Annotated in this window: 26 protein-coding genes and 1 pseudogene; 18 read left to right on the top strand and 9 right to left on the bottom strand. The window is 61.3% G+C overall.

Annotation, left to right across the window (positions count from 1 at the left end; all coding sequences use genetic code 11):
* The first annotated feature begins 18 nt into the window (after positions 1-18).
* From OQ968_RS02320 to OQ968_RS02260, 13 genes are all read left to right on the top strand, one after another.
* Entirely contained in the window at positions 19-1,062 is a 1,044-nt protein-coding gene (locus OQ968_RS02320) for a hypothetical protein (RefSeq protein WP_324674239.1), read from the top strand.
* Positions 1,062-2,147 (top strand): cupin domain-containing protein, encoded by a 1,086-nt coding sequence (locus OQ968_RS02315; RefSeq protein ID WP_324674237.1) that lies wholly within the window; start codon positions 1,062-1,064, stop codon positions 2,145-2,147. The genes OQ968_RS02320 and OQ968_RS02315 overlap by 1 nt, the downstream gene beginning before the upstream one ends.
* Complete coding sequence (gene dapA, locus OQ968_RS02310; protein WP_324674235.1) at positions 2,144-3,043, top strand: 4-hydroxy-tetrahydrodipicolinate synthase; 900 nt, start codon at positions 2,144-2,146, stop codon at positions 3,041-3,043. Before OQ968_RS02315 ends, dapA begins: the two co-directional genes overlap by 4 nt.
* Before the next feature lie 30 nt (positions 3,044-3,073).
* A complete protein-coding gene (locus tag OQ968_RS02305) occupies positions 3,074-3,826 on the top strand; it encodes a hypothetical protein (protein ID WP_324674234.1) in 753 nt (250 codons plus the stop codon).
* A gap of 17 nt (positions 3,827-3,843) precedes the next feature.
* Positions 3,844-4,392, top strand: coding sequence for a hypothetical protein (locus tag OQ968_RS02300; protein ID WP_324674232.1), 549 nt, complete (start codon positions 3,844-3,846; stop codon positions 4,390-4,392).
* A gap of 28 nt (positions 4,393-4,420) precedes the next feature.
* Positions 4,421-4,702, top strand: coding sequence for a hypothetical protein (locus tag OQ968_RS02295; RefSeq protein ID WP_324674230.1), 282 nt, complete (start codon positions 4,421-4,423; stop codon positions 4,700-4,702).
* A complete protein-coding gene (locus tag OQ968_RS02290; RefSeq protein ID WP_324674228.1) occupies positions 4,699-5,718 on the top strand; it encodes a hypothetical protein in 1,020 nt (339 codons plus the stop codon). Before OQ968_RS02295 ends, OQ968_RS02290 begins: the two co-directional genes overlap by 4 nt.
* 42 nt (positions 5,719-5,760) lie before the next feature.
* On the top strand, positions 5,761-6,510 hold the full coding sequence (locus OQ968_RS02285; RefSeq protein WP_324674226.1) for a dienelactone hydrolase family protein: 750 nt from the start codon (positions 5,761-5,763) through the stop codon (positions 6,508-6,510).
* Positions 6,507-7,547 carry an NAD(P)/FAD-dependent oxidoreductase gene (locus tag OQ968_RS02280; protein WP_324674223.1) on the top strand — a complete coding sequence of 347 codons (1,041 nt, stop codon included), beginning with the start codon at positions 6,507-6,509 and terminating at the stop codon, positions 7,545-7,547. Before OQ968_RS02285 ends, OQ968_RS02280 begins: the two co-directional genes overlap by 4 nt.
* Positions 7,548-7,551: 4 nt before the next feature.
* The gene (locus OQ968_RS02275; protein ID WP_324674221.1) at positions 7,552-7,908 is read left to right on the top strand and encodes a ferredoxin family protein; all 357 of its coding nucleotides are present in this window, start codon (positions 7,552-7,554) and stop codon (positions 7,906-7,908) included.
* On the top strand, positions 7,905-8,513 hold the full coding sequence (locus OQ968_RS02270) for a carboxymuconolactone decarboxylase family protein (RefSeq protein WP_324674219.1): 609 nt from the start codon (positions 7,905-7,907) through the stop codon (positions 8,511-8,513). The genes OQ968_RS02275 and OQ968_RS02270 overlap by 4 nt, the downstream gene beginning before the upstream one ends.
* 94 nt (positions 8,514-8,607) lie before the next feature.
* A complete protein-coding gene (locus OQ968_RS02265; protein ID WP_324674217.1) occupies positions 8,608-9,354 on the top strand; it encodes a CoA transferase subunit A in 747 nt (248 codons plus the stop codon).
* On the top strand, positions 9,351-9,995 hold the full coding sequence (locus OQ968_RS02260) for a CoA transferase subunit B (RefSeq protein ID WP_324674215.1): 645 nt from the start codon (positions 9,351-9,353) through the stop codon (positions 9,993-9,995). The genes OQ968_RS02265 and OQ968_RS02260 overlap by 4 nt, the downstream gene beginning before the upstream one ends.
* An 80-nt stretch (positions 9,996-10,075) precedes the next feature.
* On the opposite strand, the gene OQ968_RS02255 is transcribed toward OQ968_RS02260, so the two are convergent.
* The 8 genes from OQ968_RS02255 to OQ968_RS02220 all read right to left on the bottom strand — a co-directional run bounded on the left by OQ968_RS02255 (position 10,076) and on the right by OQ968_RS02220 (position 17,386).
* Positions 10,076-10,963 carry an SAM-dependent methyltransferase gene (locus OQ968_RS02255; RefSeq protein ID WP_324674213.1) on the bottom strand — a complete coding sequence of 296 codons (888 nt, stop codon included), beginning with the start codon at positions 10,961-10,963 and terminating at the stop codon, positions 10,076-10,078.
* A 77-nt stretch (positions 10,964-11,040) separates the two neighbouring features.
* The gene (locus OQ968_RS02250; RefSeq protein ID WP_324674211.1) at positions 11,041-11,739 is read right to left on the bottom strand and encodes a maleylpyruvate isomerase family mycothiol-dependent enzyme; all 699 of its coding nucleotides are present in this window, start codon (positions 11,737-11,739) and stop codon (positions 11,041-11,043) included.
* Complete coding sequence (locus OQ968_RS02245; protein WP_324674209.1) at positions 11,729-12,568, bottom strand: fumarylacetoacetate hydrolase family protein; 840 nt, start codon at positions 12,566-12,568, stop codon at positions 11,729-11,731. Before OQ968_RS02245 ends, OQ968_RS02250 begins: the two co-directional genes overlap by 11 nt.
* The gene (locus OQ968_RS02240) at positions 12,565-13,623 is read right to left on the bottom strand and encodes a cupin domain-containing protein (RefSeq protein ID WP_324674207.1); all 1,059 of its coding nucleotides are present in this window, start codon (positions 13,621-13,623) and stop codon (positions 12,565-12,567) included. The genes OQ968_RS02245 and OQ968_RS02240 overlap by 4 nt, the downstream gene beginning before the upstream one ends.
* Complete coding sequence (locus OQ968_RS02235; protein WP_324674205.1) at positions 13,620-14,312, bottom strand: class II aldolase/adducin family protein; 693 nt, start codon at positions 14,310-14,312, stop codon at positions 13,620-13,622. The genes OQ968_RS02240 and OQ968_RS02235 overlap by 4 nt, the downstream gene beginning before the upstream one ends.
* A gap of 7 nt (positions 14,313-14,319) precedes the next feature.
* Positions 14,320-15,498, bottom strand: a complete 1,179-nt coding sequence (locus OQ968_RS02230) for an FAD-dependent monooxygenase (RefSeq protein WP_324674203.1) — start codon at positions 15,496-15,498, stop codon at positions 14,320-14,322.
* A gap of 2 nt (positions 15,499-15,500) precedes the next feature.
* Positions 15,501-16,349, bottom strand: coding sequence for a fumarylacetoacetate hydrolase family protein (locus tag OQ968_RS02225; protein ID WP_324674201.1), 849 nt, complete (start codon positions 16,347-16,349; stop codon positions 15,501-15,503).
* A 14-nt stretch (positions 16,350-16,363) separates the two neighbouring features.
* A complete protein-coding gene (locus OQ968_RS02220) occupies positions 16,364-17,386 on the bottom strand; it encodes a TAXI family TRAP transporter solute-binding subunit (RefSeq protein WP_324674199.1) in 1,023 nt (340 codons plus the stop codon).
* Positions 17,387-17,552: 166 nt separating this feature from the next.
* On the opposite strand from OQ968_RS02220, the gene OQ968_RS02215 reads away from it, so the two are divergent.
* From OQ968_RS02215 to OQ968_RS02195, 5 genes and pseudogenes are all read left to right on the top strand, one after another.
* Entirely contained in the window at positions 17,553-18,329 is a 777-nt protein-coding gene (locus OQ968_RS02215) for an IclR family transcriptional regulator (protein WP_324674197.1), read from the top strand.
* Positions 18,330-18,587: 258 nt separating this feature from the next.
* Positions 18,588-19,226 carry a hypothetical protein gene (locus OQ968_RS02210; RefSeq protein WP_324674195.1) on the top strand — a complete coding sequence of 213 codons (639 nt, stop codon included), beginning with the start codon at positions 18,588-18,590 and terminating at the stop codon, positions 19,224-19,226.
* Positions 19,227-19,341: 115 nt separating this feature from the next.
* Positions 19,342-19,560 (top strand): annotated as a pseudogene (locus OQ968_RS02205) (MBL fold metallo-hydrolase); the annotation flags it as partial.
* Positions 19,561-19,573: 13 nt separating this feature from the next.
* The gene (locus OQ968_RS02200; protein ID WP_324674193.1) at positions 19,574-20,206 is read left to right on the top strand and encodes a TetR/AcrR family transcriptional regulator; all 633 of its coding nucleotides are present in this window, start codon (positions 19,574-19,576) and stop codon (positions 20,204-20,206) included.
* An 805-nt stretch (positions 20,207-21,011) separates the two neighbouring features.
* Positions 21,012-21,695 carry a class I SAM-dependent methyltransferase gene (locus tag OQ968_RS02195; RefSeq protein ID WP_324674191.1) on the top strand — a complete coding sequence of 228 codons (684 nt, stop codon included), beginning with the start codon at positions 21,012-21,014 and terminating at the stop codon, positions 21,693-21,695.
* A 136-nt stretch (positions 21,696-21,831) separates the two neighbouring features.
* Here the strand turns inward: OQ968_RS02195 and OQ968_RS02190 are convergent, their stop codons facing one another.
* Complete coding sequence (locus OQ968_RS02190; protein ID WP_324674189.1) at positions 21,832-22,197, bottom strand: antibiotic biosynthesis monooxygenase family protein; 366 nt, start codon at positions 22,195-22,197, stop codon at positions 21,832-21,834.
* Positions 22,198-22,230 lie beyond the last annotated feature (33 nt).

Genomic DNA, 22,230 nt, shown 5'->3' with positions numbered 1-22,230 from the left:
CCAGCACACTAATTCATCATGGTGAATAGCGGACCCGTATTGAGCCACGCCGGCACGGGGGGTGCCGCGCGGCTGCAGGAGCAGTCCGATGGCGGACCGCCACGTTGGATTGGCGAAGATGACGTCGCCACGTTGGTCTCATTGCCTGAGGCCATCAGCGCGACTCGCGACGCCTATCTGCGTGCCGCAGCAGGAGACATCGTGCCGATGCCCAAGACGTTCGCTTCCTGGGCTGGCGGCAGCATGCACGCCATTGGAGCGATGGCAATGTCGACGGGGCTCGCAGTATCAAAGACCTGGGCGCACACCGGGGGCGGAGCCACTCCCCTGTTGGCTGCGTGGGACGTGGACACCGGAAAGTTGGTTGCAATCATCCAGGCCTTCGCACTGGGCCAATTGCGGACCAGCGCTATCACGGGGACGGCCACATCGATCTTGGCTGCCGACCACGGTCACCGGCTGGCCGTGATTGGCTCAGGCAAGCAGGCCGAAGGTCAGATCGCAGCGGTGGCGGCGGTGCGCGAAATCCAGGACATCGCCATCTACAGCCCCACGGCCGAACACCGCACAACCTTCGCGCAGAAAATCTCCGAGCGCTCCGGGATCGCGGCGCGCGCAGCCAGTTCAGTCGCCGAGGCGGTGGATCAGGCCGACGTCATCGTTACGGTGACGCGGGCAACCGAACCATTCATCAACACATCGATGCTTGCCGATCGGGTCCACATCAACGCCGTTGGTGCGATCACCCCCGAACGCGCGGAACTCGAGCCCGCAGTCGTGGCGCAGGCCCGTCGCGTCGTTGCCGATGACGTGGCCGCCGCACGTCGGCTCTCACCTCGTGAGTTGTCGGCAACCACCGCCCCCCACGTGTTGTCGCTCGGCTTGGTACTCGCATCGAACGAGCGGCTAGAGGGCGACGGTCTGACGATCTTTAAAGCGTTAGGTACCGGCATATCTGACCTTGCAGTGGCCGAAGTGGTGTTCGAACGGGCCATCGCCGCCAATGTGGGCCGCAAGCTATCAGTTTCACCCCGGCACCAACCCAGATTATGGAGCAATTGATGTCTTTATTTGTCGACGTCAGCGACCGTCCCGCCCCCGCCAGCCTGGACTTCTGGGAACCAGTGCTAATCACAAAAGCGGAAATCGATGCCGAAGTCACCCGGCTGAGCAAGCAACCACGCCCCAGCAACGGCCGACGCGAGTCTCTAATCGTTCACCCGAAGGCCACTGCGCCTGGCAATGGTCTCGCGCCGGGCATCCGAGTCACGCTGGCCGTGCTGCTCCCCGGGGAAAGCACGGCGCCAATCCGTCACAACGCAACCCAGGTCTCGTTCTGCATCTCCGGTGAAGGAACGGCTGTGGTTGGTGACAAAAAATTCAGCTTCGGAGAGTTCGATGTGTGGAATCACCCCTCGTGGACCACATTTCGTCACATGAACGACACTGATAAACCGCAAGTGCGGCTAACCTACTCCAACGCCGCTCTCCTCGACCAACTTGGCGTGTACCTGGTGGAAGAGAATCCTCCGGAAGAAATCCCCCGCCCCTCCGACGAGCCAGCGCAGTCTGATGAGGGTAAAGAGAGTCCGTTTGGCGTCTTTCAGCTGACCGACGAGGGCGCATGGCTGATGCCCTACGAAAAGCTCATCAGTCCGCCAAACATCGAAAGCCCGGCGCTGCATTGGCCGTGGCAGCGGGTCAAGGACAACCTTGGCAAACTCTCAGCTTTGGGATCGGACTATCGGGGTCGGCGGCTGTATCTGCTCTACAACCCTGCGACTGGACGCACGAACGGCACCACCCCAAATTTCTTTGCCACCATCACGATACGTCCGCCCAAAATTGTTGACCGTCCGCACCGTCACGTATCCGCGGCGATCAACTATTACTTCCACGGCCGCGGTCATAGCCTGGTCAATGGCAAACGATACGACTGGGAGGCTGGCGACCTGATGCTATCGGCGCCGGGCTGGGCCGTGCATCACCACGCCAGCGGGCCCGACGAGCATGTCCACGAATTAACCATCCAAGACCAGCCATTCCACATCGCGCTGGAATCACTGCTGTGGCAGGAGGATTTGAAGCGGCAGGCGAGGCTGCTAGGCGTGCAGTCGGGTTTCGCGACGAACCGGTCCGCAGAATGATCACTCTCGCGCCCGAGGAGTTACGTGGGTCCTATCCACCGATTGTGACCCCGTTTAGCGATGGGCGCATCGACTTAGGGACCTACGAGAAACTGGTGGACTTCCAAATCCAGTCAGGCAGCCACGGGATCGTGGTGGCAGGCACCAGCGGCGAGCCGGCCCTTCTCACAGTTGCCGAGCGAAAGGAGTTGGCTGCCACGGCAATCGGGGCTGCCGACGGACGCTTGCCAGTTATGGTCGCAACGGGAGCCCCTTCTCTGGCGGAGACCATCGAACTGACCCGGCACGCCGAAGACATCGGTGCCGCTGCCGTTTTGGTAGTGACGCCGGCCTTCACACGCCCGCCACAGCGAGGACTCGTTGAGTTCTACGAAGTAGTGTGCCGTAACACCAGCAAGCCGGTACTGCTCTACCACATCCCCGTGCGTTCGGCCGTGTCTGTGACCGCGGACAGCATCGAGGCGATTGCTGAGCGCTGTGACAACTTCGTGGGTGCTAAACACGCGTCCACCGATTTGGCGTGGGTCACCGATGTGCTGCTGCGTTTGGGTCCCCAGTTTCGCATCTTCGTAGGACTCGAGGAAGTATCGCTGCCGATGCTGGCCGTCGGCGCCGCGGGGATGGTAAACGCGGTCGCCAACGTATTCCCCACCCCGGTCGCTGCGCTCTACCAAGCAGTCCACGACGACAAGCTCACAGAGGCGCGCCGACTGCATCAGTTGCTGTGGGAGCTCAATCGATCGGTGTTCTTCGATACCAACCCCATTCCAGTGAAGTACATGATGTGGCAGCGCGGACTTCTACCCACCAATGAAGAGCGACTGCCGATGTCGCCCGCCACACCCGAAGTCGAAAGGCGCTGCGACGCGGTCTTGGCCGCCGCGGCCGACCTCTAGCACGGAAACGATCACAGAAAGGAGATCGACATGACGCAGACCGTGACAGGAGCGGCATCGGCACCCGAAAGGACAAGGAGAATCCCTCCGCCGGCCGGCGGGCGGGAACCTTTGAAGGTCAATGTCTTCGACCTCATGACCGGAGCGGCATGCCAGCTGCTTCCCTTGTTCCCTTATCACGATGCCGGTGCCATTGTGCCCTGCGGCGCAATCATGACCGGGGACCCCGCCGACAGCGCATTCGGTCACTTCTTCCACTACAACACTGTCGAAGAAGTCGCGGTCACGTTTGGCGCCAACCAAGCCATGCTGCAGAGCGGCCAAATCTTTGTGACCCAGCAACTCCATGGCGTCAATTCGTTTCTGCGCAATTCTGCCGACCCCGAGGCATTCATCTTGATGACCATCACCCAGCACCAGGCCGAGGACGGCGATCAAGGTGAGGCGATCCTGTTTCGGTGTCAGAAGTGCTCCGAGCAGCTGGTGCGCTTCGACTACAACGCAACTCCCAAAGGTGTTGAGGGACATGACCCCAACCAGTGGGGCGGCAGTATCGATGACGAGGTGCAGATGTTTCCGACCATCTGGGGCAGCGATCGTGCGGCCGTCGCCTACGACGAGGAATCGGCACGTACCTGTCCCAAATGCGGGAACGTCAACCCGCCCCATCCACACCACAAGTGGGGTTGGAATCGCTACGTTGCGCAGGTCCGCACATCAGAATCGGCAAAACGCGCTTTGCGTGCCGTGGCAGCCGCTTCGCGCGAACCTGAGGCGGTGTGACCATGGACCGTCGTCGGATGCTGCACACATTCAAAACGGCCCAGGACATCGGCAACTACGAAGAAGTCCCGGTGCTGCCGGAGAAGGTGGACCCACAGCTGTATATGTCGCGAAATACGGTCCCCCAGCCGTTCTACCTCATCTGCGGCAAGGACACCGTAGTCGCACAGATGGCCGGCACCGCTGAAATATATTTGAAGGACTCCTCTGTCAATCGGTTTTCGATGTCCGTCGGAGACCACGTTTATGTACCGGCTGGCACACCACACCGCATCGTGCCATCAGAGGAGAGTGTTCAGCTGCGCTACAAGGCGCGCTCGGCCGGCCTAGAGGGTATTGCCTGGTATTGCCCTGGCTGCGACCGCGAACTGCACCGCTGCGAATGGGACACCGCCGAAACGATCTCGCAGGGAGTCTATTACGACGAATGCGTGGCATTCAATCAGGACGAGGCATTGCGGCACTGCAGCGGCTGCGGTGCCCAACACCCTCGTATCGACATGGAACCCTTCACGGCGTGGAAACCGCTCGCTGAGCAGTTGCGCGCAGAACTGCAAACCCAATAACTCTGACCATCTACCGAAGGACACAACCATGCCGCTCTATCTGACCACCCACCTGTCCCCCGGCCTCTCCGCCGACGAAATCGCCAACAACGCACCAGATGTCGCTGAGTCGAAATACGCTACCTTCCAAAATCTGTACGTCGACATGTACAGCGGTTTCCTTGTGTCGGTGTACCAAGCCGAAAAGCGCGAGGACCTCGAACGCGAATTCGAGCGAGTGGGCTTCCCATTCGAGGAGATCCACGAAATCCAGTTCGCGCTCGACGCCGCTGGCCTACAGGCAATGGTCGGAGGTATCCCGACTTCATGACGCAGGTTCAATCGGATAGCCAGCGCCATGGCGGGCCCGTGCTCGACCGCCGAATCACCTTGACGCTGCAGGGTGATTGGGGCCAGGCCAACCTGCATCGCATCTGCGGCTGGCTTGCTCAGGAAGTCGGTGATCGATGCGAGCCGGGTTCGGAGTTCCTGATCCGTTCTGGACGTGGCGGCGCCGATGCGATCCACGCTGTGCTCTCCGGGCAAGCGGATGTGGCACTCTTGACGCCTACGGTGGCTATGGGAATGGTCCCCGGTGCTGGACCACTGGCTGTTGACCGCTCGGACCGGTTGCGAGCATTAGGCACGTTGCCGCAGCGCGACCGCCTCGTCACCTGTGTGGACGCCGAGTTGGGCGTACGGTCGATGCAAGAGCTGGCCGGACGAATGTCCCAGCTACGCATCGCAACTAGCCCCGATGACGGGGTCAATCTGGTCGGTCTGGCCGCGCACCGCCAATTGCAGGCGATAGGAATCGAGGCTGCCGCCTTGGACGCCGCTGGCGGTTCCTGGCTGTATGACGAGCGACCATTTCCCGCGATCGCGGCCTTCCGCGACGGAGCCGCCAATGTGCTAGTTCACGAGGCGATTATGATGCCGGCCTGGCAGCGCATCACCGACCACCGACCGGTCGTATATCTCGACACACCCGCTGTTGTCCTCGACACCTTCAACGCGTGGCATTGGCCGTCGGCGGTTGTCCCACAAGGCTACTTGCCGAGCCTCGAACACGACCTGACCGCGCTCGAGTTCTCGGATTTTCTGCTGCTGTGCACCGATGCGCTGCCCGACGACATCGCCGCCTTGATCGCCTGGTGCATGGTCGCGACCCGCGAAGCGCTCGAAGTGCAATATCGCCACATTCCACCGGATCGCAGCCCGCTGAGCTACCCGCTCGACCCGCAGGCCATCGCGACAACGCCGATTGCGCTGCATCCCGCCGCAGCCAAGGCCTATGCCGCATTCACCGAGGACCAACGCCCCAACCAAGCCCTCATATGGGACTAAACCCAATCCATTACCGAGATTCAGGAAGGAACGCTTCGCCTCATGACTGCCGCTGCCGGCGAATTGACTGCCGACTGGTTGACGCTGACCACCGCCGACGGCCCTATGCGGCTCTACCGGGCCCGGCCCCGCGACGACGAAGCCGTAAAACCTTCGGCGGCAGTCGTCGTGTTACAGGAGGCCTTCGGGGTCAATGACCACATTCAGGACGTCACCCGGCGGCTCGCTGCTGAAGGATATCTCGCAGTGGCACCTGACCTTTTCCATCGCTCGGGAACCGAGACTGTGGACTACACCGACCGCGATACAGCAATGCGGCTCATCGGGGAACTGGGGGCTGCACCGCTCATCACCGACATCGACGCTGTACTAACGCATCTCGCGGATGTCGAAGGGATCGCCGCCGACAGGACGGCGGTCATCGGATTTTGCTTCGGCGGCCGGGCCGCGTTCACCGCTGCGACGAAGCTGCCGGTGGCGGCAACAGTAGTGTTCTACGGACCGGGCATCGCCAGCGGTCCTCACGCCCTGCTCGACCACACAGGCGGTATCAGCGGGCCGGTGCTGATGTTTGCAGGAGACGCTGACCCCACGATACCTCCGGAGGACCTCGCAGCTATCCAGGCGGCTGCCCAGCGCTATGCCGTTGACCTACGCCTGGTTGTTTTCACCGGCGCCGGACATGCCTTCCACTGTGATGCGCGGCCGGCCCAGTATGTGGCTGACGCCGCCCGAAAGGCCTGGCTCAACACCACCGAATTCCTGGCCGAGACCCTTCCAGCAAAGCCGTGAACAATCCCGGCCCACCCCCTGTTGACACCGACGTCCTCATCATCGGCGCTGGCCCTAGCGGCCTGTTCGCCTCGTACTATGCCGGGCTGCGGGGGCTTAGCGTGGCGTTGTTGGATTCACTGGCCCAACCCGGCGGCCAGCTCATGGCGCTGTACCCGGACAAACCAATCTATGACGTCGCCGGCCTCCCCGAGGTGATGGGCTCCGCGTTAGTAGCATCCTTGACTACGCAAGCCGAGCTTTCACGGCCCGCATGGCTCCTCGGCGAACAGTCCGTGGAAATGTTTGCAGTAGAGCATGATTCCAGCGAGCCAGAGGGTCGTCGGCGTCGGTTCAGGGTTGTCACGGACAACGGACGTCAGATCAGCGCCAGCGGCATAATCATCGCAGCCGGTATCGGTAGCTTCCAGAACCGCAAACTGAACTGCGCTGATGACTACCTGGAGCGTGGCGTCCACTACACACTGCGCAATGTCCCCTGCTATGTCGACGTCGATGTCGTAATCGTCGGTGGCGGTGACAGCGCGGTCGACTGGGCCAACATGCTTTGCCCGGTAGCCAGGTCTGTGACATTGATCCACCGCAGGCGCAATCTTACTGCACATCCGATGTCCGTGAAGCAACTTCAACAGAGCAGCGCCCGGGTGATTTTGGACAGCGAAGTGGTTGCCGCTCATGGTGATCAGTGGCTTGAAGCGATCACTGTACGTGCAGGCAGCTCGAGCGAAACGATCAAGACGCAAGCGTTGATTCCCGCCCTGGGTCACATCGCCAACCTAGGGCCGCTGCTGAAGTGGGGGCTGAAAATCGAAAGTCGACAAATTGTTGTCGATTCCACAATGGCCACCAACATCCGGGGAGTGTTCGCTGTCGGCGATGTCACCACATATCCCGGTAAGGTCCGCATCATGGCCGTTGGCTTCGGCGAGGCAGCGACCGCTGTGAACAACCTTGCAGCCCAACTTGATCCAGGACAACCAATCTTCCCCGGCCATTCGACCGAGTTGATGCGTCCGGCAGCGGCGAGAGAGGGGTGATCCTATGCCATACGTCATCGGTCCCGCCTGCATCGAAGAACTCAACGGATCATGCGTGGATTCCTGCCCAGTGGACTGCATCTATGAAGGTGACCGCCGACGGTACATCCACCCGCAGGAGTGCATTGAATGCGGCGCCTGCCTTCCGGTCTGTCCGGTGGATGCGATCACCAACGGTCCAGACGCCGCACCCGAGTGGATGGAAGACAACGCGCACTTCTTCGACGCGCCCCTTCCAGGCCGATCTGCGCCGCTCGGCTCACCGGGGGGTGCGTCTTCCGTCGGCAAAGTCGGCGCTGACACCGAACTGACCTCAACCACACCAGCACCAGCTAGCCCTGCCCAAGGAGGAAATGCATGACAAACACCAATTCTGCGTCGAAAACATCAGACGTCGATAGTGAAGAGCGGGATCTTGCCGGCGTCCCACTAATTGGAATAGATGAGTTGGATCCCGAAGTTAGGCAGCGACTTCAATCCAAGATTGATCGCCTCGGCTACCTTGGCACGTTCTTCCAGGTCACCGCCCATCAGCCGGAAGCGTTGGCCGCGTTCATCGACTACACCGATGCCACCAAACGTGCGCTTCCCGATGACCTCGCTGAGATCGTCGCTCTTACTGTCGCCACCGCAACCGGTAACGACTACGAGCGCCACCAGCACGAGCGGCTATCGGTGAAACTCGGCCTCGGTAAGGAGTGGGTCGCCGCTGTTGAGCTGCTCGATCCCGAACGTGCAGATCTCACACCACAGCAGCGGGCGGCCCAAAAGTGGGTGCTGGCAGTACTCAAAGACCATGGGCGCGGAACAAGCGCTGAATTGGACGGCCTTGTGCGAGGGCTAGGACCGAAAGGTGCTATCGCCATCGCGTTGATGTGCGGTCGCTATGTCGCTCACGCCACCATCGCCAATAGCTTCGGCATTCAAGCGCCAGTTCCATCGATTTTCGAAACCAGTCAGAGCTAAGACGCTCATTCGCGACCAACGGCAGGTGGGCCGGTATCGCGTCTCCGTCTAAGCGGCGCGGTCAGTGCTGGCGCGGCGAGGAGGCTTTGCGGCAATGGACAAGGTGGTCGCGAGTGCTGCCGAGGCAGTGGCGGACATCGCCGACGGGTCGTCGTTGGCGGTGGGGGGATTCGGGGTCTGCGGCATCCCTGAGGCGCTGATCGCCGCGCTGGTCGATAGCGGTGTCACCGATCTCGAGACGGTGTCGAACAATTGTGGCATCGACGGCGCTGGGCTGGGGTTGCTGTTGCAGCACAAGCGGATTCGCCGGACCACCGGGTCCTATGTGGGCGAAAACAAGGAGTTCGCCCGCCAATTCCTCTCCGGCGAGCTCGAAGTGGAACTCAACCCCCAGGGCACGCTCGCCGAGCGGCTGCGCGCCGGCGGCATGGGTATTCCGGCGTTCTACACACCGGCCGGGGTCGGCACTCAAATCGCCGACGGTGGGTTGCCCTGGCGCTACGACGCCTCCGGGGAGGTGGCGGTGGTGTCGCCGGCCAAGGAGACCCGCGAGTTCGACGGCGTCACCTACGTTCTCGAGCGCTCGATCCGCACCGATTTCGCCCTGGTGCACGCCTGGAAGGGGGATCGCCACGGCAACCTGGTCTACCGCGAGGCGGCGGCCAACTTCAACGCCGACTGCGCGGCGGCCGGACGGATCACCATCGCCCAGGTCGAAGACCTCGTCGAGCCAGGAGAAATCGACCCCGCCACGGTCCATACCCCGGGGGTGTTCGTGCAGCGGGTGGTGCACGTGCCCAATCCAACCAAGCTGATCGAGAAAGAGACGGTGCGGCCATGACGTGGAGCAGGGACGACATGGCCGCGCGCATCGCCGCGGAGTTTGAAGACGGCCAATACGTCAACCTGGGCATCGGGATGCCCACCTTGATCCCCAACCACATCCCCGAGGGTGTGCACGTGATCCTGCACTCGGAGAACGGGATTCTGGGTGTCGGCCCGTATCCCCGGCGCGAGCAGCTCGACCCCGACCTGATCAATGCGGGCAAGGAAACGGTCACCACACTTCCCGGGGCGGCATTCTTCTGCTCCTCAACGTCATTCGGGATCATCCGCGGCGGGCACCTCGACGTCGCGGTGCTGGGCGCCATGCAGGTCTCGGCCACCGGCGACCTGGCCAACTGGACGATCCCGGGAAAGATGATCAAGGGCATGGGTGGGGCGATGGACCTGGTGCACGGCGCCCGCAAGGTGATCGTGATGATGGAGCACGCCGCCAAGGACGGCAGCCCCAAGATCCTGGAGCGGTGCACGCTGCCGTTGACCGGGGTCGCCTGCGTGAATCGCATCGTCACCGAGCTTGCGGTCATCGACATCTGCGACGACGGACTGCACCTGATCGAGACCGCGCCCGACGTCTCGGTCGAGGAAGTCATCGCCAAGACCCAACCGCCCCTTACGATTCGAGCGTCCGCACAGTGACCTCCCTGACGGCTGCGCCGTCTTTCGCCGATGAGCACCGCAGGCTGGTCGCGGACTGCTGCGACCGTCGACTGCCCTGTTCAGCGAACGCGGATGGCGGTAAAGAATTTGGAGCGCATGAATCGGGCAAAGATCGACGGTAACCCCTGAAACGGTCGGCCGTAAGCACCGGCTTTATCCACAAGATCGACGTCTCTCACGTTCCAATCACGTTCAGCGAGCCACCGTTTGGTGTCCAGTCGCGGGTCGTCGTACCAGAGATCATAGACTGGACGCTGCGCCTTCAACTCGCTGATCGTCGCGATGCTTTGTGCGAATTCCCCCACCTCCCCAGGGTCTGGACCTAGTTCTGCGGCAATCCGGCTGCCATCTGACGAAAGCTTGTGCAGCCTCTCGAAAAGCGCATCCTGGGCGGCGCCAGGCAGATATGGGAGCAACCCTTCGAGTGCCCACGCGGTCGGTTGGTCGGGCTCGAAACCCGCCTTCGTAAGCGCACTGGGCCAGTCCTCTCTCAGGTCCGTTGCGACTGTGAGGCGCTGTGCTGTTGGAACCGCGCGTATTTGGTCAAGCACCTGCTGCTTGAACTCCAGCACTCGTGGCTGATCGACTTCGAACACCCTGGTGCCCGCCGCCCACGCCAATCGGTACCCGCGACTATCCAAGCCGGCTGCCAGGATCACCACCTGCCGTATCCCAGCCTCGATGGCCTCGACGAAGAACTCGTCGAAGAAGCGTGTACGCACGCCCACCCATTGGGCATTGAAGGCGGTAGCGCTTGTCATATCGGCGTTGTGAATTGCGGCGGCGAGGTTCGGCTCACCGGCGGCAGCCACAAAGTGAGCAGCATAGTCATCCTTGGCTAACGGGGGCTGCAGCTCGGAATCGAGAGCACGCGCTGCGCACACAGCCAACGCCGTGAACCCTACGCTGGTCACGATGTCCCAGGTGTCACCAGCGGAACGGGGCACCGCGGCCTCCTGTCTGACGATTGAATCGAGAGGCGAACCGTGCTCAGTAACTTGCTAGCTGCGGGATTGCATCGTGATCACAGCCAGGTCGGTAACGGGGGGAGGCCGCCGGGGCCGACTCGGAGGTCGCTGCCCTTCGACCGACCGGTGAGCCAGCCCAACAACTGCGTCGATGTCCCCTCGACGACAGGACCGCTGGCTGCAACAGCGAACGCGGAGTCCGTGGCCTCCAACGCGATCGACGGCCACTGAGGTTTTGCTTGCAGCATCGCTGCCACCTCGTTGAGGAGCTCGCCGACAAGGTCGCCAGGGATGGCGTCGAAGTCCGCACCGAGATCAACGTGGTGCACCACTACTTCGCGCAGGCGAAGCCACGAAATCTCCGACGCCGGAATCGATCTGCCTTGAGCGGTCCTCACTCCCTGCCGCCGATCATCCTGCGTCATAGATCGCAGTGCCGCATCGAATTTTCGCGCCGTCGAGACCACGTCGTCAACGATAATTGCGATGGATCTCAGCGCACCTCGGTTGATGTCGTCGTTTCGTTGTTCGGTCGAGGCATACATAGGTGTCTCGATTCCAGTCTTCGCCCATTGCAAAAGGTTGCACAGCGCATCGGCGTTTCGAGCGATATGGGTCAACAACTGGCCGAGCGACCAGTCAGGAAGTGCGCTCGGCTCCAAGGGGTCTCGTTCGCGGAGCAGTTCTACGGTGCGGAGTAGCCGCGCGGTCTCGCTGCCCAGCCATCTTTCAACCCTGGCATGATCAGGCGGCATGTATCTTCTCTTCCTGGCAGCGGTTATGGCACTCGCCCAGTCCTGTCACCGTCGTCGTGATCACCGCTCCAGCGGTCAGGTATCGCTTGGGGTCCCGGGCGTGTCCCACTCCCCCGGGCGTTCCGGTGGCGATGATGTCGCCGGGCCGCAGGGTCAGTACCCTTGACAGATACGCGATGAGTTCGGCGGGCCCAAATACCAGATCGTCAAGCTTTGCGGATTGAACTATCTCATCATCGAGGCGGGCCTCGATGCTCGCCGTCACAATGTCGAATTCGTCTGCGGTGACCAAATATGGGCCGATGGGAGTCGTAGACTCAAACGTCTTGCCCTGCAGCCATTCTACCGTGCGGTACTGCCAGTCTCGGGCGGTTATATCGTTCAGCACGCAATAGCCAGCTATTGCCGAATGCGCTTGTGCGACATCGCGATGACGCACGGATGTTCCAATCACCACAGCCAGTTCTGCTTCCCAGTCGACCGCATCTGACACACCGGGTAGCACGATGTCGTCGTAGGCGCCGATCAACGCACTGGGGAACTTTGCGAACAGTGTGGGATATTCCGGTATTTCGCGTCCCATTTCGAGGATGTGCGAGCGGTAGTTCAGACCGACGCAGATTATTTTTTCCGGATTTCTTATGACGGGCGCGTAGTCGAGGGTTGCCGCGTCATGCCGGATGCCTTCGGCGCGAGCTGCTATGTTGCGCCAGTCCGGCTCCAGAAGGAGCGCACCTACATCCGAATATCCCGTTTCGACGGCTTCGTCATCGTCGATGCGGACCGCCGCAGTGCCCACGGTAGAGGTACGGATTGTGGCCAGCTTCATGTGGTGGCCTTCCGGTTTAGGCGGAGTAATTCGAAGATTGGAGCATCACTCATCCGGAACAATGTCAGCTCCGCGTCGCCGACGAGCCGGAACGCGCACCAAGACGGCACCGCAAAGACATCTCCACGTTCGATGTCGCGACGCTGATCATCGAGGATGACCGAGCCCGTCCCGTCGAAGACCTGCCACACGCTGGATCCGGCTTCTCGGGTCGTCAGCGTAGTTGCGCCCGGTGCGATCCGGTGCATTTCGGTGCGGATTGTCGGAAGTGCATCCGCGCCTGTGGTGGGATTGGTGAACCGCACCGCCGCATGGCCCGCGCTCACCACTCCGTGATGCCCCGCTGCTTCCAATTCGAGCTGGGCGCGCAAAGCGGCGTCGGTGTGCTCCCAGCGGTAGGCAGCCAGTGGCGAAAATCCATGATCGCGGTCGCTGTCGGATACCGGGCGAAGAGCGGGGTGGCCCCAAAGGCGTTCCGATCGAGAGCGTTTCGGTGTGGTCCTGTCGTCCGGCTCGGCAGCGCCGAACTCGAAGAACTCCGCATCGATGTGAGCGGCGAACGGCACGTCGAGACCATCTAACCACGCCATCGGTTGGCTATTCGGATTGTGGTGAGCGTGAAATTGCCAACCTGCCGTGAGGAGTAGATCGCCGCGCCTCATCGCGACGGGATCACCATCGACAACGGTCCACACGCCTTCTCCCTCAAGGACAAAGCGAAACGCGTTCTGACTGTGGCGGTGTGATGGCGCCACTTCGCCGGGCGCCAGATACTGGATCGCGGCCCACAACGTAGGCGTCGCGTACGGCAACCCCCCTAATCCGGGATTCGCCATCGCGATGGCGCGGCGTTCGCCGCCCCGTCCGACCGGGATGAGTTCACCCGCCCGCTGTGCAAGCGAATACAACTCGTTCCAACGCCACAAGTGCGGCACCGCATTCGGTTTCGGCACCGTCGGCATCAGGTCTTCTCGTATGCTCCAGAGCGGAACTAGTCCGTTCGTGATGAAATCGTCGTAGAGTTGGGCCTCGTCTTCGGAGGTGACACTTGTCATCGGTTGTCTCCTTGACTCTTCCGGGTGAGATATCGGTAGCCGGTATCGAGTTGGCCTCGCCCCCAGCACTGCTCAAGTTTGAAAGCCGTCTCTCGCGGATCTGACCAGGTCGATGGGCCACCTGCCGACATCGCCATCAACTGGGTGCGGCAAGCTCGCTCCAGCAAGACCGCGTACATTACGGCGGTTGCGGCGTCCGGACCTACGGTGACTGCCCCATGGTTGGGCATCAAGATGGCTGCCGCACCACCCAAATGAGATGCCAGGGTCTGTCCAAGTTCTCGCGACGCGACCAGTGCACCCGTGGCGGTGAATCTGGGCAGGTCGTCTGCAAAAGGCACGCCGTCGTGGGAAATTGGCCTCAGTGTGGTGTCAAGCGATGCAAACGCGGTCAAAGACGGAGCGTGGGTATGCACCACACACTGCACATCCGGTCGAGCTGCCATGATCTCGGTGTGGATCGGATACTCGAGGTGGCGGGGCCCGTTGCCGGCCGCCACAGCACCGTCGGGGGTCACCAGTGCGACGCGCGCCGCATTGACTTCTTCAAATCCCCATCCGTTGGCCTTCATCCAGACGCCCCTGCCGTCTGGATCACGAATCGATGCGTGGCCCCACACCATGTCCGTCAAGCCGGCCGCTGCTAGTGCGCCGCTGGCGGCGACTACCTCTTCGATCGGGTCGTCCATTGCTCTCCTATCGGTCCGATGTCTGATAAAGCCAATCCAGATCCCGGTAGTGCTCGGCCGAGTCTCGCGCCAGCACACGGTTGCGCAGCGCTGGAATGATCGAATCCGTGGCGTGCCAGATGTCGCCCCACACACGGGCGAGCCGCTGGATCTGTGCAGTGCGAGGCAACCGATCATTCTGGTATGACGCGAAGGCTGCGACGACATCGTCACGGTGCGCGCTCATGTGCATCGCCAAGCTGTGCGCGTCTTCGATCGCCTGACAGGCACCCTGTGCCAGGTATTGCAGCATGGGGTGAGCCGCATCCCCGAGAAGGGTGACCCGCCCTAGCGTCCAATTGTCAATGGGCGCCCGGTCATACATCGGCCAGCGCCGTTCACGTTTGAGCAATGTGACGGATGAGCGGACGTGATCGCATGCGGTGCCGAAGTGCTGATCGAGTTCGTCGGGGGTACCCCACTCGATGCTGGAATCGAACCCCTGCCGGAATTGATCGCTGCGAAATACGGCGACTTGGTTGTAGAGTTCGCCGCCCCGTATCGGATACTGCACGAGGTGTTTGTGCGGGCCAATCCAGATAACCTCGATGTTGTCGTGCAGGGGCACTATCTCGTTTATGGGTACCGCGCCACGGTAGGCGACATATCCCGAGCAGACCGGATGGTCGTTGGAAAGCAGGGCCCGCGCCGTCGACCACAACCCGTCGGCCGCAACCACGGCGTCAGCGGTATAGGCCGTTCCATCAGTGAACCCTACACGCGCGCAGGTGCGTTCGTTGCAGATCCGGTCGACCTTCTTGTTCGCTTCCATGGTGATTCTGTGTTCAGCCCGACATGCCGAAACCAGGATGTCCAATAGATCACCGCGGTGCAGCACGTAGTAGAAATAGCCGTACCGAGAAGCAAATGAGTCTCCGAGATCGACGTTGGCAAGCTGCTCCGCGGTATCGATGTCAAAAAACATCAATGTCCTCGGCCTGACGGCACATCTGTCGATATCCGCAAGCAAGCCGAGTTTGTCGAGGACGCGTAAAGCGTTGGGCGCCAATTGTATTCCCGCGCCTATCTCAGTGAATTCGGATGCTTGCTCGACTACATGCACATCGAATCCAGCCTGCGCCAGACAAAGGGCCGCCGACATGCCACCGATTCCACCGCCGATGATGAGGCATTTCGCGTGTGTCATGGCTAGCGAGCCCTCACCGACATACTCAGATGACCGACGTCGTCTATCCACAGATCGATTCGGTCCCCTGACGCGATCGGGCCCACACCCTCCGGCGTCCCGGTCGCAATGAGATCTCCAGGCTGCAATGTCATTGCGCCGGTGTATAGTTCGATCAGTTGCGCGATGTCATAGATCAGGTGCCTTGTGGTCGACTTTTGGCGTTCTTCGCCGTTGACGCTGAGCCGAAAAGCGATGTCGGCGGGATCGGCGACCTCGTCGACCGTCACGATCGCGGGTCCGATCGGTGTGAACGTATCGAAGCTTTTCCGAAACGATCGATCCTCCGCGCCGCGGAGCGTTATATCCAGAAGCGGCACATAACCGAAGACATACTCGAATGCTCTTTCCCTGGGCACCCGCGACGCTGTGCGGCCAATCACTACCCCAACTTCACCCTCATGATCGACTCGTCGATCGCTGAAGGGAAGCTCGATCGCGCCGTCGGGCCCAACGATCGATGAACTGGCTTTCAGGAAACCGGCGTACGTTTCAATCGTCTGGACGTCGCTCCCACGGTAAACTCCTGCGTCACCGCCCATTTCGGCCTGATGTCGCACGTAGTTCACAGGGGCCGCGACTATTGTGCGCGGCCGCGGCTGCGGCGGGCGGATCACGACATCAGACAGCACGTGATCTGCCGGACCGTTCGCGGCACGCCGGATATCATCGGCTACGTCTCTCCACCTGGTTATGAGCTCGGTCATCCGGTCGGGCTTAGGCACCGACCCGACCAACGCCGTTATGTCGGCAATCCCGTTGTCTCGCACGCCGACGCCGATGCGGTGGTCGTCGAACACGTACAGTCGCACGATGCGTCCTCGGCTCAGCTCCACATCGCGGAGTCGGCGCTGGCACTGTCGCCGACGTCGCGGTAGGCGCGTTCGGCCGCGGGATGCAGTGGAACGGGGGTGTTTTGCATCTGTGAGGGCTGTATGGGAATCACGAGCGGTGACCGCTCGGGCGGTAGGTGCGCGTACTGGGCTTCCAAAGCCTGGCGGGTTCGGATCATGCACCATGTGACGAGATAAGCGATTTCGTCGTCGAGGTCTTCCCGACAAAGGATGACGAAGTCCGAAAAATCCACTGTGGGCAGGTCCTGATCCAAGCCCGGCAAATACCCCGCGGGTACAGTCGCGACCGGCCAGTCAAGTTCAGCCAATCCATCGAAAACCGTGCTGCCCCAATCGAGATAGCGAACGAGTCGACGATCTGCGATACGTTGCCAGCCGGGAGTCATTAGGGCTTCAGTGATCAGGACGTTGACTTCTCCGGCACCGAAGCTGCTCAACCCAGGGAACGGGCGTTCGTCGTAGGCGAATTGCGCGCCGGCGGCGGTCAATGCCTGAGCGTCGACACCCGCCAGCCGCAGCATGTAGTGGGCAACTACTCCGACAGGATTGATCCCGTCGTCGGGAGACGTTGCGATGGTCAGACGATCAGCGATCGACCCAAGTTCGCCAACACAGGCCACTGGCAGCGCGGCATCGACCGCAACGACCAATCGGTCACGGTGCCCGAGGACGCCCAGGGCCCGAAGTCCCGTGAGCGGACGACCACCAAACGGCCCTACCCCAGTGCACAGCGTTCGCACCGCCGCCGCGGGTGTCATGACGGCCACATCGGCCTCACCCGCGACGAGCGCGTCAGCCTGATCGCGGCCACCACGACCGTTCCATATGGCGAAGCGTGACCCAGCGCCGACACGGTCACCGACTTCCTGGCTCAACCAACCGCAAATTCGGGTGAAATTCGCCTGACCCCAGTCACCACGAAACGCCAACTCGATCTTTCGGTTGAGGTGGATCTCTCCTTGCTCTGTGGTCGAGAAATCGGCATGCAGGGTCATCAAGGCACCTATGTTTCATAGTATGGAACGCTGTTCCGTAGCGTGCCACTAGCGGCTGCTCTGCGCAAGAGCAGGTCGCACCCGGATGGTGTGGGATAGCGTGCAGACGTGGCCGTTTTACCCATGACGCTTACCGACCGCGTGCAACCGCCGACTGGACGACCCGGTGCCTGAAGAGTTGCCCGACGGGCGCCCACCGGGCTTGATCGGCGCCGTCGACAACGTCCTCCGATTGCTTGCGTTGTTCGACAAGCAAAAGCTAATCCGGGTCAATGAGGTCAGCCGCGACATGGGCCTCTCCAGATCCACGGTGCATCGAATGCTTTCGACGCTGAGTCACCATCGGTTCGTCGAACAGGATGAGTTATCGCGCGCATACCGACCCGGACCCGCACTCGTCGATATCGGGCTGGCGGTGGTGCGCAACATGGATTTGCGGATCATGGCGCACGGCGTACTCAATCAACTAGCCGAGGAGGCACAGGAGACCAGTCATCTCGCAGTGCTGCGCGGAACCGACGTTGTGTTTCTGGACAGCGTGGAAAGCTCTCGCGTCGTGCGTACCGGCAGTCGTATCGGTTGGATAATGCCAGCGCATGCGACGGCTGTGGGCAAGGCGATACTCGCCAAAATGTCCGACGCAGATGTTGAGATCCTCCTGCCCGACGAACAATTGCAAACTCTTACGGAGAGCACCGTGGCGACCCGCTCCGCGTTGCTGAAGCAACTTGCGGATGTCCGAAAGCGCGGCTACGCGATCAACAACGCAGAAAGCGAGAGCGAAGTTAGCGCGGTAGCTGCTGCAATCTGCGATGTCAACAAGCGCGTCCGCGGGGCGCTGGCGGTCACCGCGCCGAAAACCCGCGTGGACCGATCCTGGATCGCGGACACCGCCGCAGCCGTTGTACATGCGGCGGACGTTCTGGGGCGTCGTTTCGGCTGAATAGCTCGCCTCGCGTACGACCTGCGACGCCGGCCAACTGCGGCGACCCGACATCAAATCTGGGCCCCTAAAAGCGTGGCGCGTCCTAGCTCTTGCGCCGTTGTTGCGCGGCTTGCTAACGTTGCCGCGTGATATGGATCACTGTTCCGTATCATGCGACATCCTGCCCTACGCGACACTCCAATGGGGGTGGGACGTATGCGAGGCCGGCCGCAAGCCGCAACTCAATGAACGCTGCACCCGGTAAGGAGAAAGCTGATGCGCCAGCTGTTCAAGGAACGTCATGCCGAGCTGGACTGCTCCGCGGATCAGGCGTGGGAATATATGTCCGACTTGCGAAGGGCGATGACGCTGGACCAGTTCCATCTTGCAATCGACTGTGACTCCACAGACGCGCTCAACCCGAAGCCGGGCCTGATAGTGCCGATCTTGCACCAAATCCTTGGGTACGACCAAGTCCGACTAGGCCGCATCACAAAATTCAGCGACTACGAAATCGCCTGGGGCGAGAGCACTCCGCACGGCGAGTTCGATACCTTCCCACACAGCGAAGGATGGAAGATTGAGGCGATCGACTCCAAGAGCTGCCATGTGACCCTATGGATGAAAGGTCAGTGGAGGACTCCGGTCGGTTCGAGAATCCAAGACCATCTGTGGGACATCGTCATCGCACCGAACCTGGACCGTGACATCGCGGACTTAGGTGAGGCATGCGGCGCCAAGATGTCGCGCCCAGTCGAAGAACTCCCCCAGGAGGCCGGTGGACTGCTGTCGTTAGCGTTCGCCCAGGAGATTGACGGTGTGCCCGCACAAGAGTTCTTCGACCGAACTCCACCGCTCTACCCTGACAAGTCTGCGTTCACCGCGACATGGGAATGGGCGGACCAATCAAACTGAGCCCTGCACCATTAGTTCATCGATCAGCACCGGGGCTTTGATCCGGCGCATACGGTCGAACTCGGCGCGATGCGGCCCCAAATCCAACAACAAGATGTTGAAGGAGAACACCCACCCTGCCGGCCGCATGGTGTTCAGCGGCGACACCCTGTTCTCCCGCGGGCCCGGCGCGACCGGGCGCTCGTACTCCGACTTCCCGACGATCCTGCAGTCGATCTCCGAGCGACTCGGCAAGCTGCCCGGCGAGACCGTCGTGCACACCGGCCATGGCGACAGCACCACCGTCGGCGACGAGATCGTCCACCGCGAGGAACGGGTGGCCCGTGGCACCTGACCGTCGAACCTCTATGCCCCAGATGGCCGGCCGATCCCCAGATTCATCACCATGGTCACGACGAGAGGCAGAGTTGCTTGCGGTGACCTTGCAGCTCCTGCAGGAACACGGCTATGACCAATTAACCGTGGACGCCGTCGCTAGTGCCGCACGCGCTAGCAAGGCCACGGTTTACCGGCGGTGGCCCTCGAAAGCCGAACTGGTGTTGGCTGCATTCATCTACGGCACAAACCATTTCGCGGTACCGCCAGATACCGGCACCTTACGCGGTGACTTGCTGCGCGCAGCGGAGATGGTCTACCGGCAGGCCCGCAAGCACGCCAGCACGATCCAGGCGGTTCTAGTTGAGGTCTCGCGGCACGGCGCGCTAAACGACGCCCTGCAGCACCAATTCATCGATCAGCCCAAAGCATTGATCCACCACGTACTGCAGCAAGCCGTCGACCGGGGTGAGATCAATTCTGGCGCAATCAACGACGAACTCCGGGATTTATTGCCCGGGTACTTGGTCTTCCGATCCATAATCGCTCGCCGACCGCCCACCCGCCGCACGATACAAGCTCTCGTCGACGACGTCATCATTCCCGGCCTCACTCAATCCAACAGCCATCACCGAACCATCACGCGTCCGGCGACTGTCCCTTGAGCCGGAGCTACTAACCGATGACTGCGTACACCAATCGACCGATTGGTGTACACGAAATCATGTCAGTTGAAAATGTGGGAGCTCCGTATCAGCGGAGCGACGACACGCTTGAGCGAACTGCCTCGCATAGGCACTTTGCGAGCTGCGTCGACTGACCTACGCTTGTGCTGAGCCAAAGCCGACCCGAACCCGTGGGGCAGACCTGAAGAATCTCATCGCCGTGCCGGTCGTGGCAGGTGCAATGATCGCGGCACTGATCGCTCCTGCTGGTACCGCGTCGGCCTCTTGCGACGCCGCGGACTGCGTAGCGAACGTGGCGCGAAATGTCGTCGCGGATGCTCCCTGCGTTCCTCAACCGGTGTTCGAGTTTGGCCTGGACTCCAATTCCAGGACCTTCGTCTGCGCCAGGACGGGCACTTGGTTACCAGCCGGACCCCTGGTAGGCATGCGCGAAGTTGCGCTGCCGTGCGACGCGATCGACCAGTCGGCTCAGGACCCCAACGGGATCCCGTTGTTCTGCGCTTCGATTAATGGGAGCTTGCGGTGGGCGAACCGCGCCGATACACCGGGGCCGCCGCGGTGCAACGGCCCCGGATGTGTCTTCGGACGGATTTGAGTCGGGTTGGTCAGCGCATCAAACCCGCACCGCCGATGAGCAGCATTCAATAAGTCGTCCTTTGGCTGTTCGGTATTGCCTTGTGCGGCAACAATATCGATTCAAGTAGCCCAACGTCTGATCATCAGATCAGATCCATCCATATCAGGCATCTTGACATATGCCAATGAGATTGATAAGCCTGAGACTGTGAATGAAGTCATCGATTTCGATTCGCTTTACCGCCAAGAATCGACCGACACCGGACTGGGTATGCGTCCTTCGTGGAGCCTTGGGGAGCCACAACCCGCGCTAGCCGCGCTGATAGACCAAGGCAAATTCCACGGCGACGTACTCGACGTCGGCTGCGGGGAGGCCGCGATGTCGCTTTATCTCGCTGAACGGGGCTACACCACGGTCGGCCTGGACCTATCGCCCACCGCCATCGAGTTGGCCCGCCGCGAAGCCGGCAAACGCGGCCTGACCAACTCCAGCTTCGCGGTGGCGGACATCAGTTCGTTCACAGGCTACGACGCCCGATTCGGCACCATAGTCGACAGCACCCTGTTTCACTCCATCCCGGTCGAGGCGCGAGACGGATATCAACAATCGATAGTGCGCGCCGCCGCACCGGGCGCGTCGTATTTTGTGTTGGTCTTTGATAGGGCCGCGATCCCGGAGGGCCGCCCCCCGTGTGCGGTGACCGCCGAGGAGTTGCGCGAAATCACTTCAAAGTACTGGATTGTCGACGAGATCAAGCCTGCACGCATCCATGCCATTCTCCCGGATAACCCCGCGGACGTGCCGAACGAGGCTAAGTTCATCGGGATTCGGGACGAGCCCAACGGCCACAAGTCGGTGGCCGCGTGGCTGCTATCGGCACATCTGGGCTGACCATCGTTCTGGCTCATCCACCATGCTTCGAGGTGCGATCATCGACCCCTCGAAAGCACCGGCTGAGCAACTCAACGATCTCAGTGCGGTCCGTGATCATATTGCGGGACATGCAGTTCGCTCATCTGCGGCCGCTTCAGGCCACGCACACCCCTGGCACGGCGATCTTCGTGAAAATGTGCGGTGAAGCGCTGACCTGATCGGGATAGCGCAGGGCGAAGCTTTGAAATTCCGTCGACCAAAATGCTCGGGCGAAAATTTGCGTGTTCTCCCACAAGGCGATGTTGATGTAGCTATTGCTACCTGCCGTCCCCTTATGCAGCTGTGCAGATAGGCAGCCGTGCGCCAACATATACGCGGCATCCTCCTGCCAGAGGCTCAAGAACTCCGCTTCACACTCGGGCGGAACGGTGAACCGATTGATCAGCACTACCGGGCTTGTGTCAGCACTGCCAAGCTGTTCCATGAACGTCGTTGCCGTGTCCATCTCCACCATCTTCATTAGCTACTCCTCACAATCGTTGTCTGCTAGTTG

The organism is Mycobacterium sp. 663a-19, from assembly GCF_035616495.1.
Classification (GTDB): domain Bacteria; phylum Actinomycetota; class Actinomycetes; order Mycobacteriales; family Mycobacteriaceae; genus Mycobacterium.
Note: the sequence above shows the minus strand (reverse complement) of the source record. Positions and strands in the feature narration are given on the sequence as shown.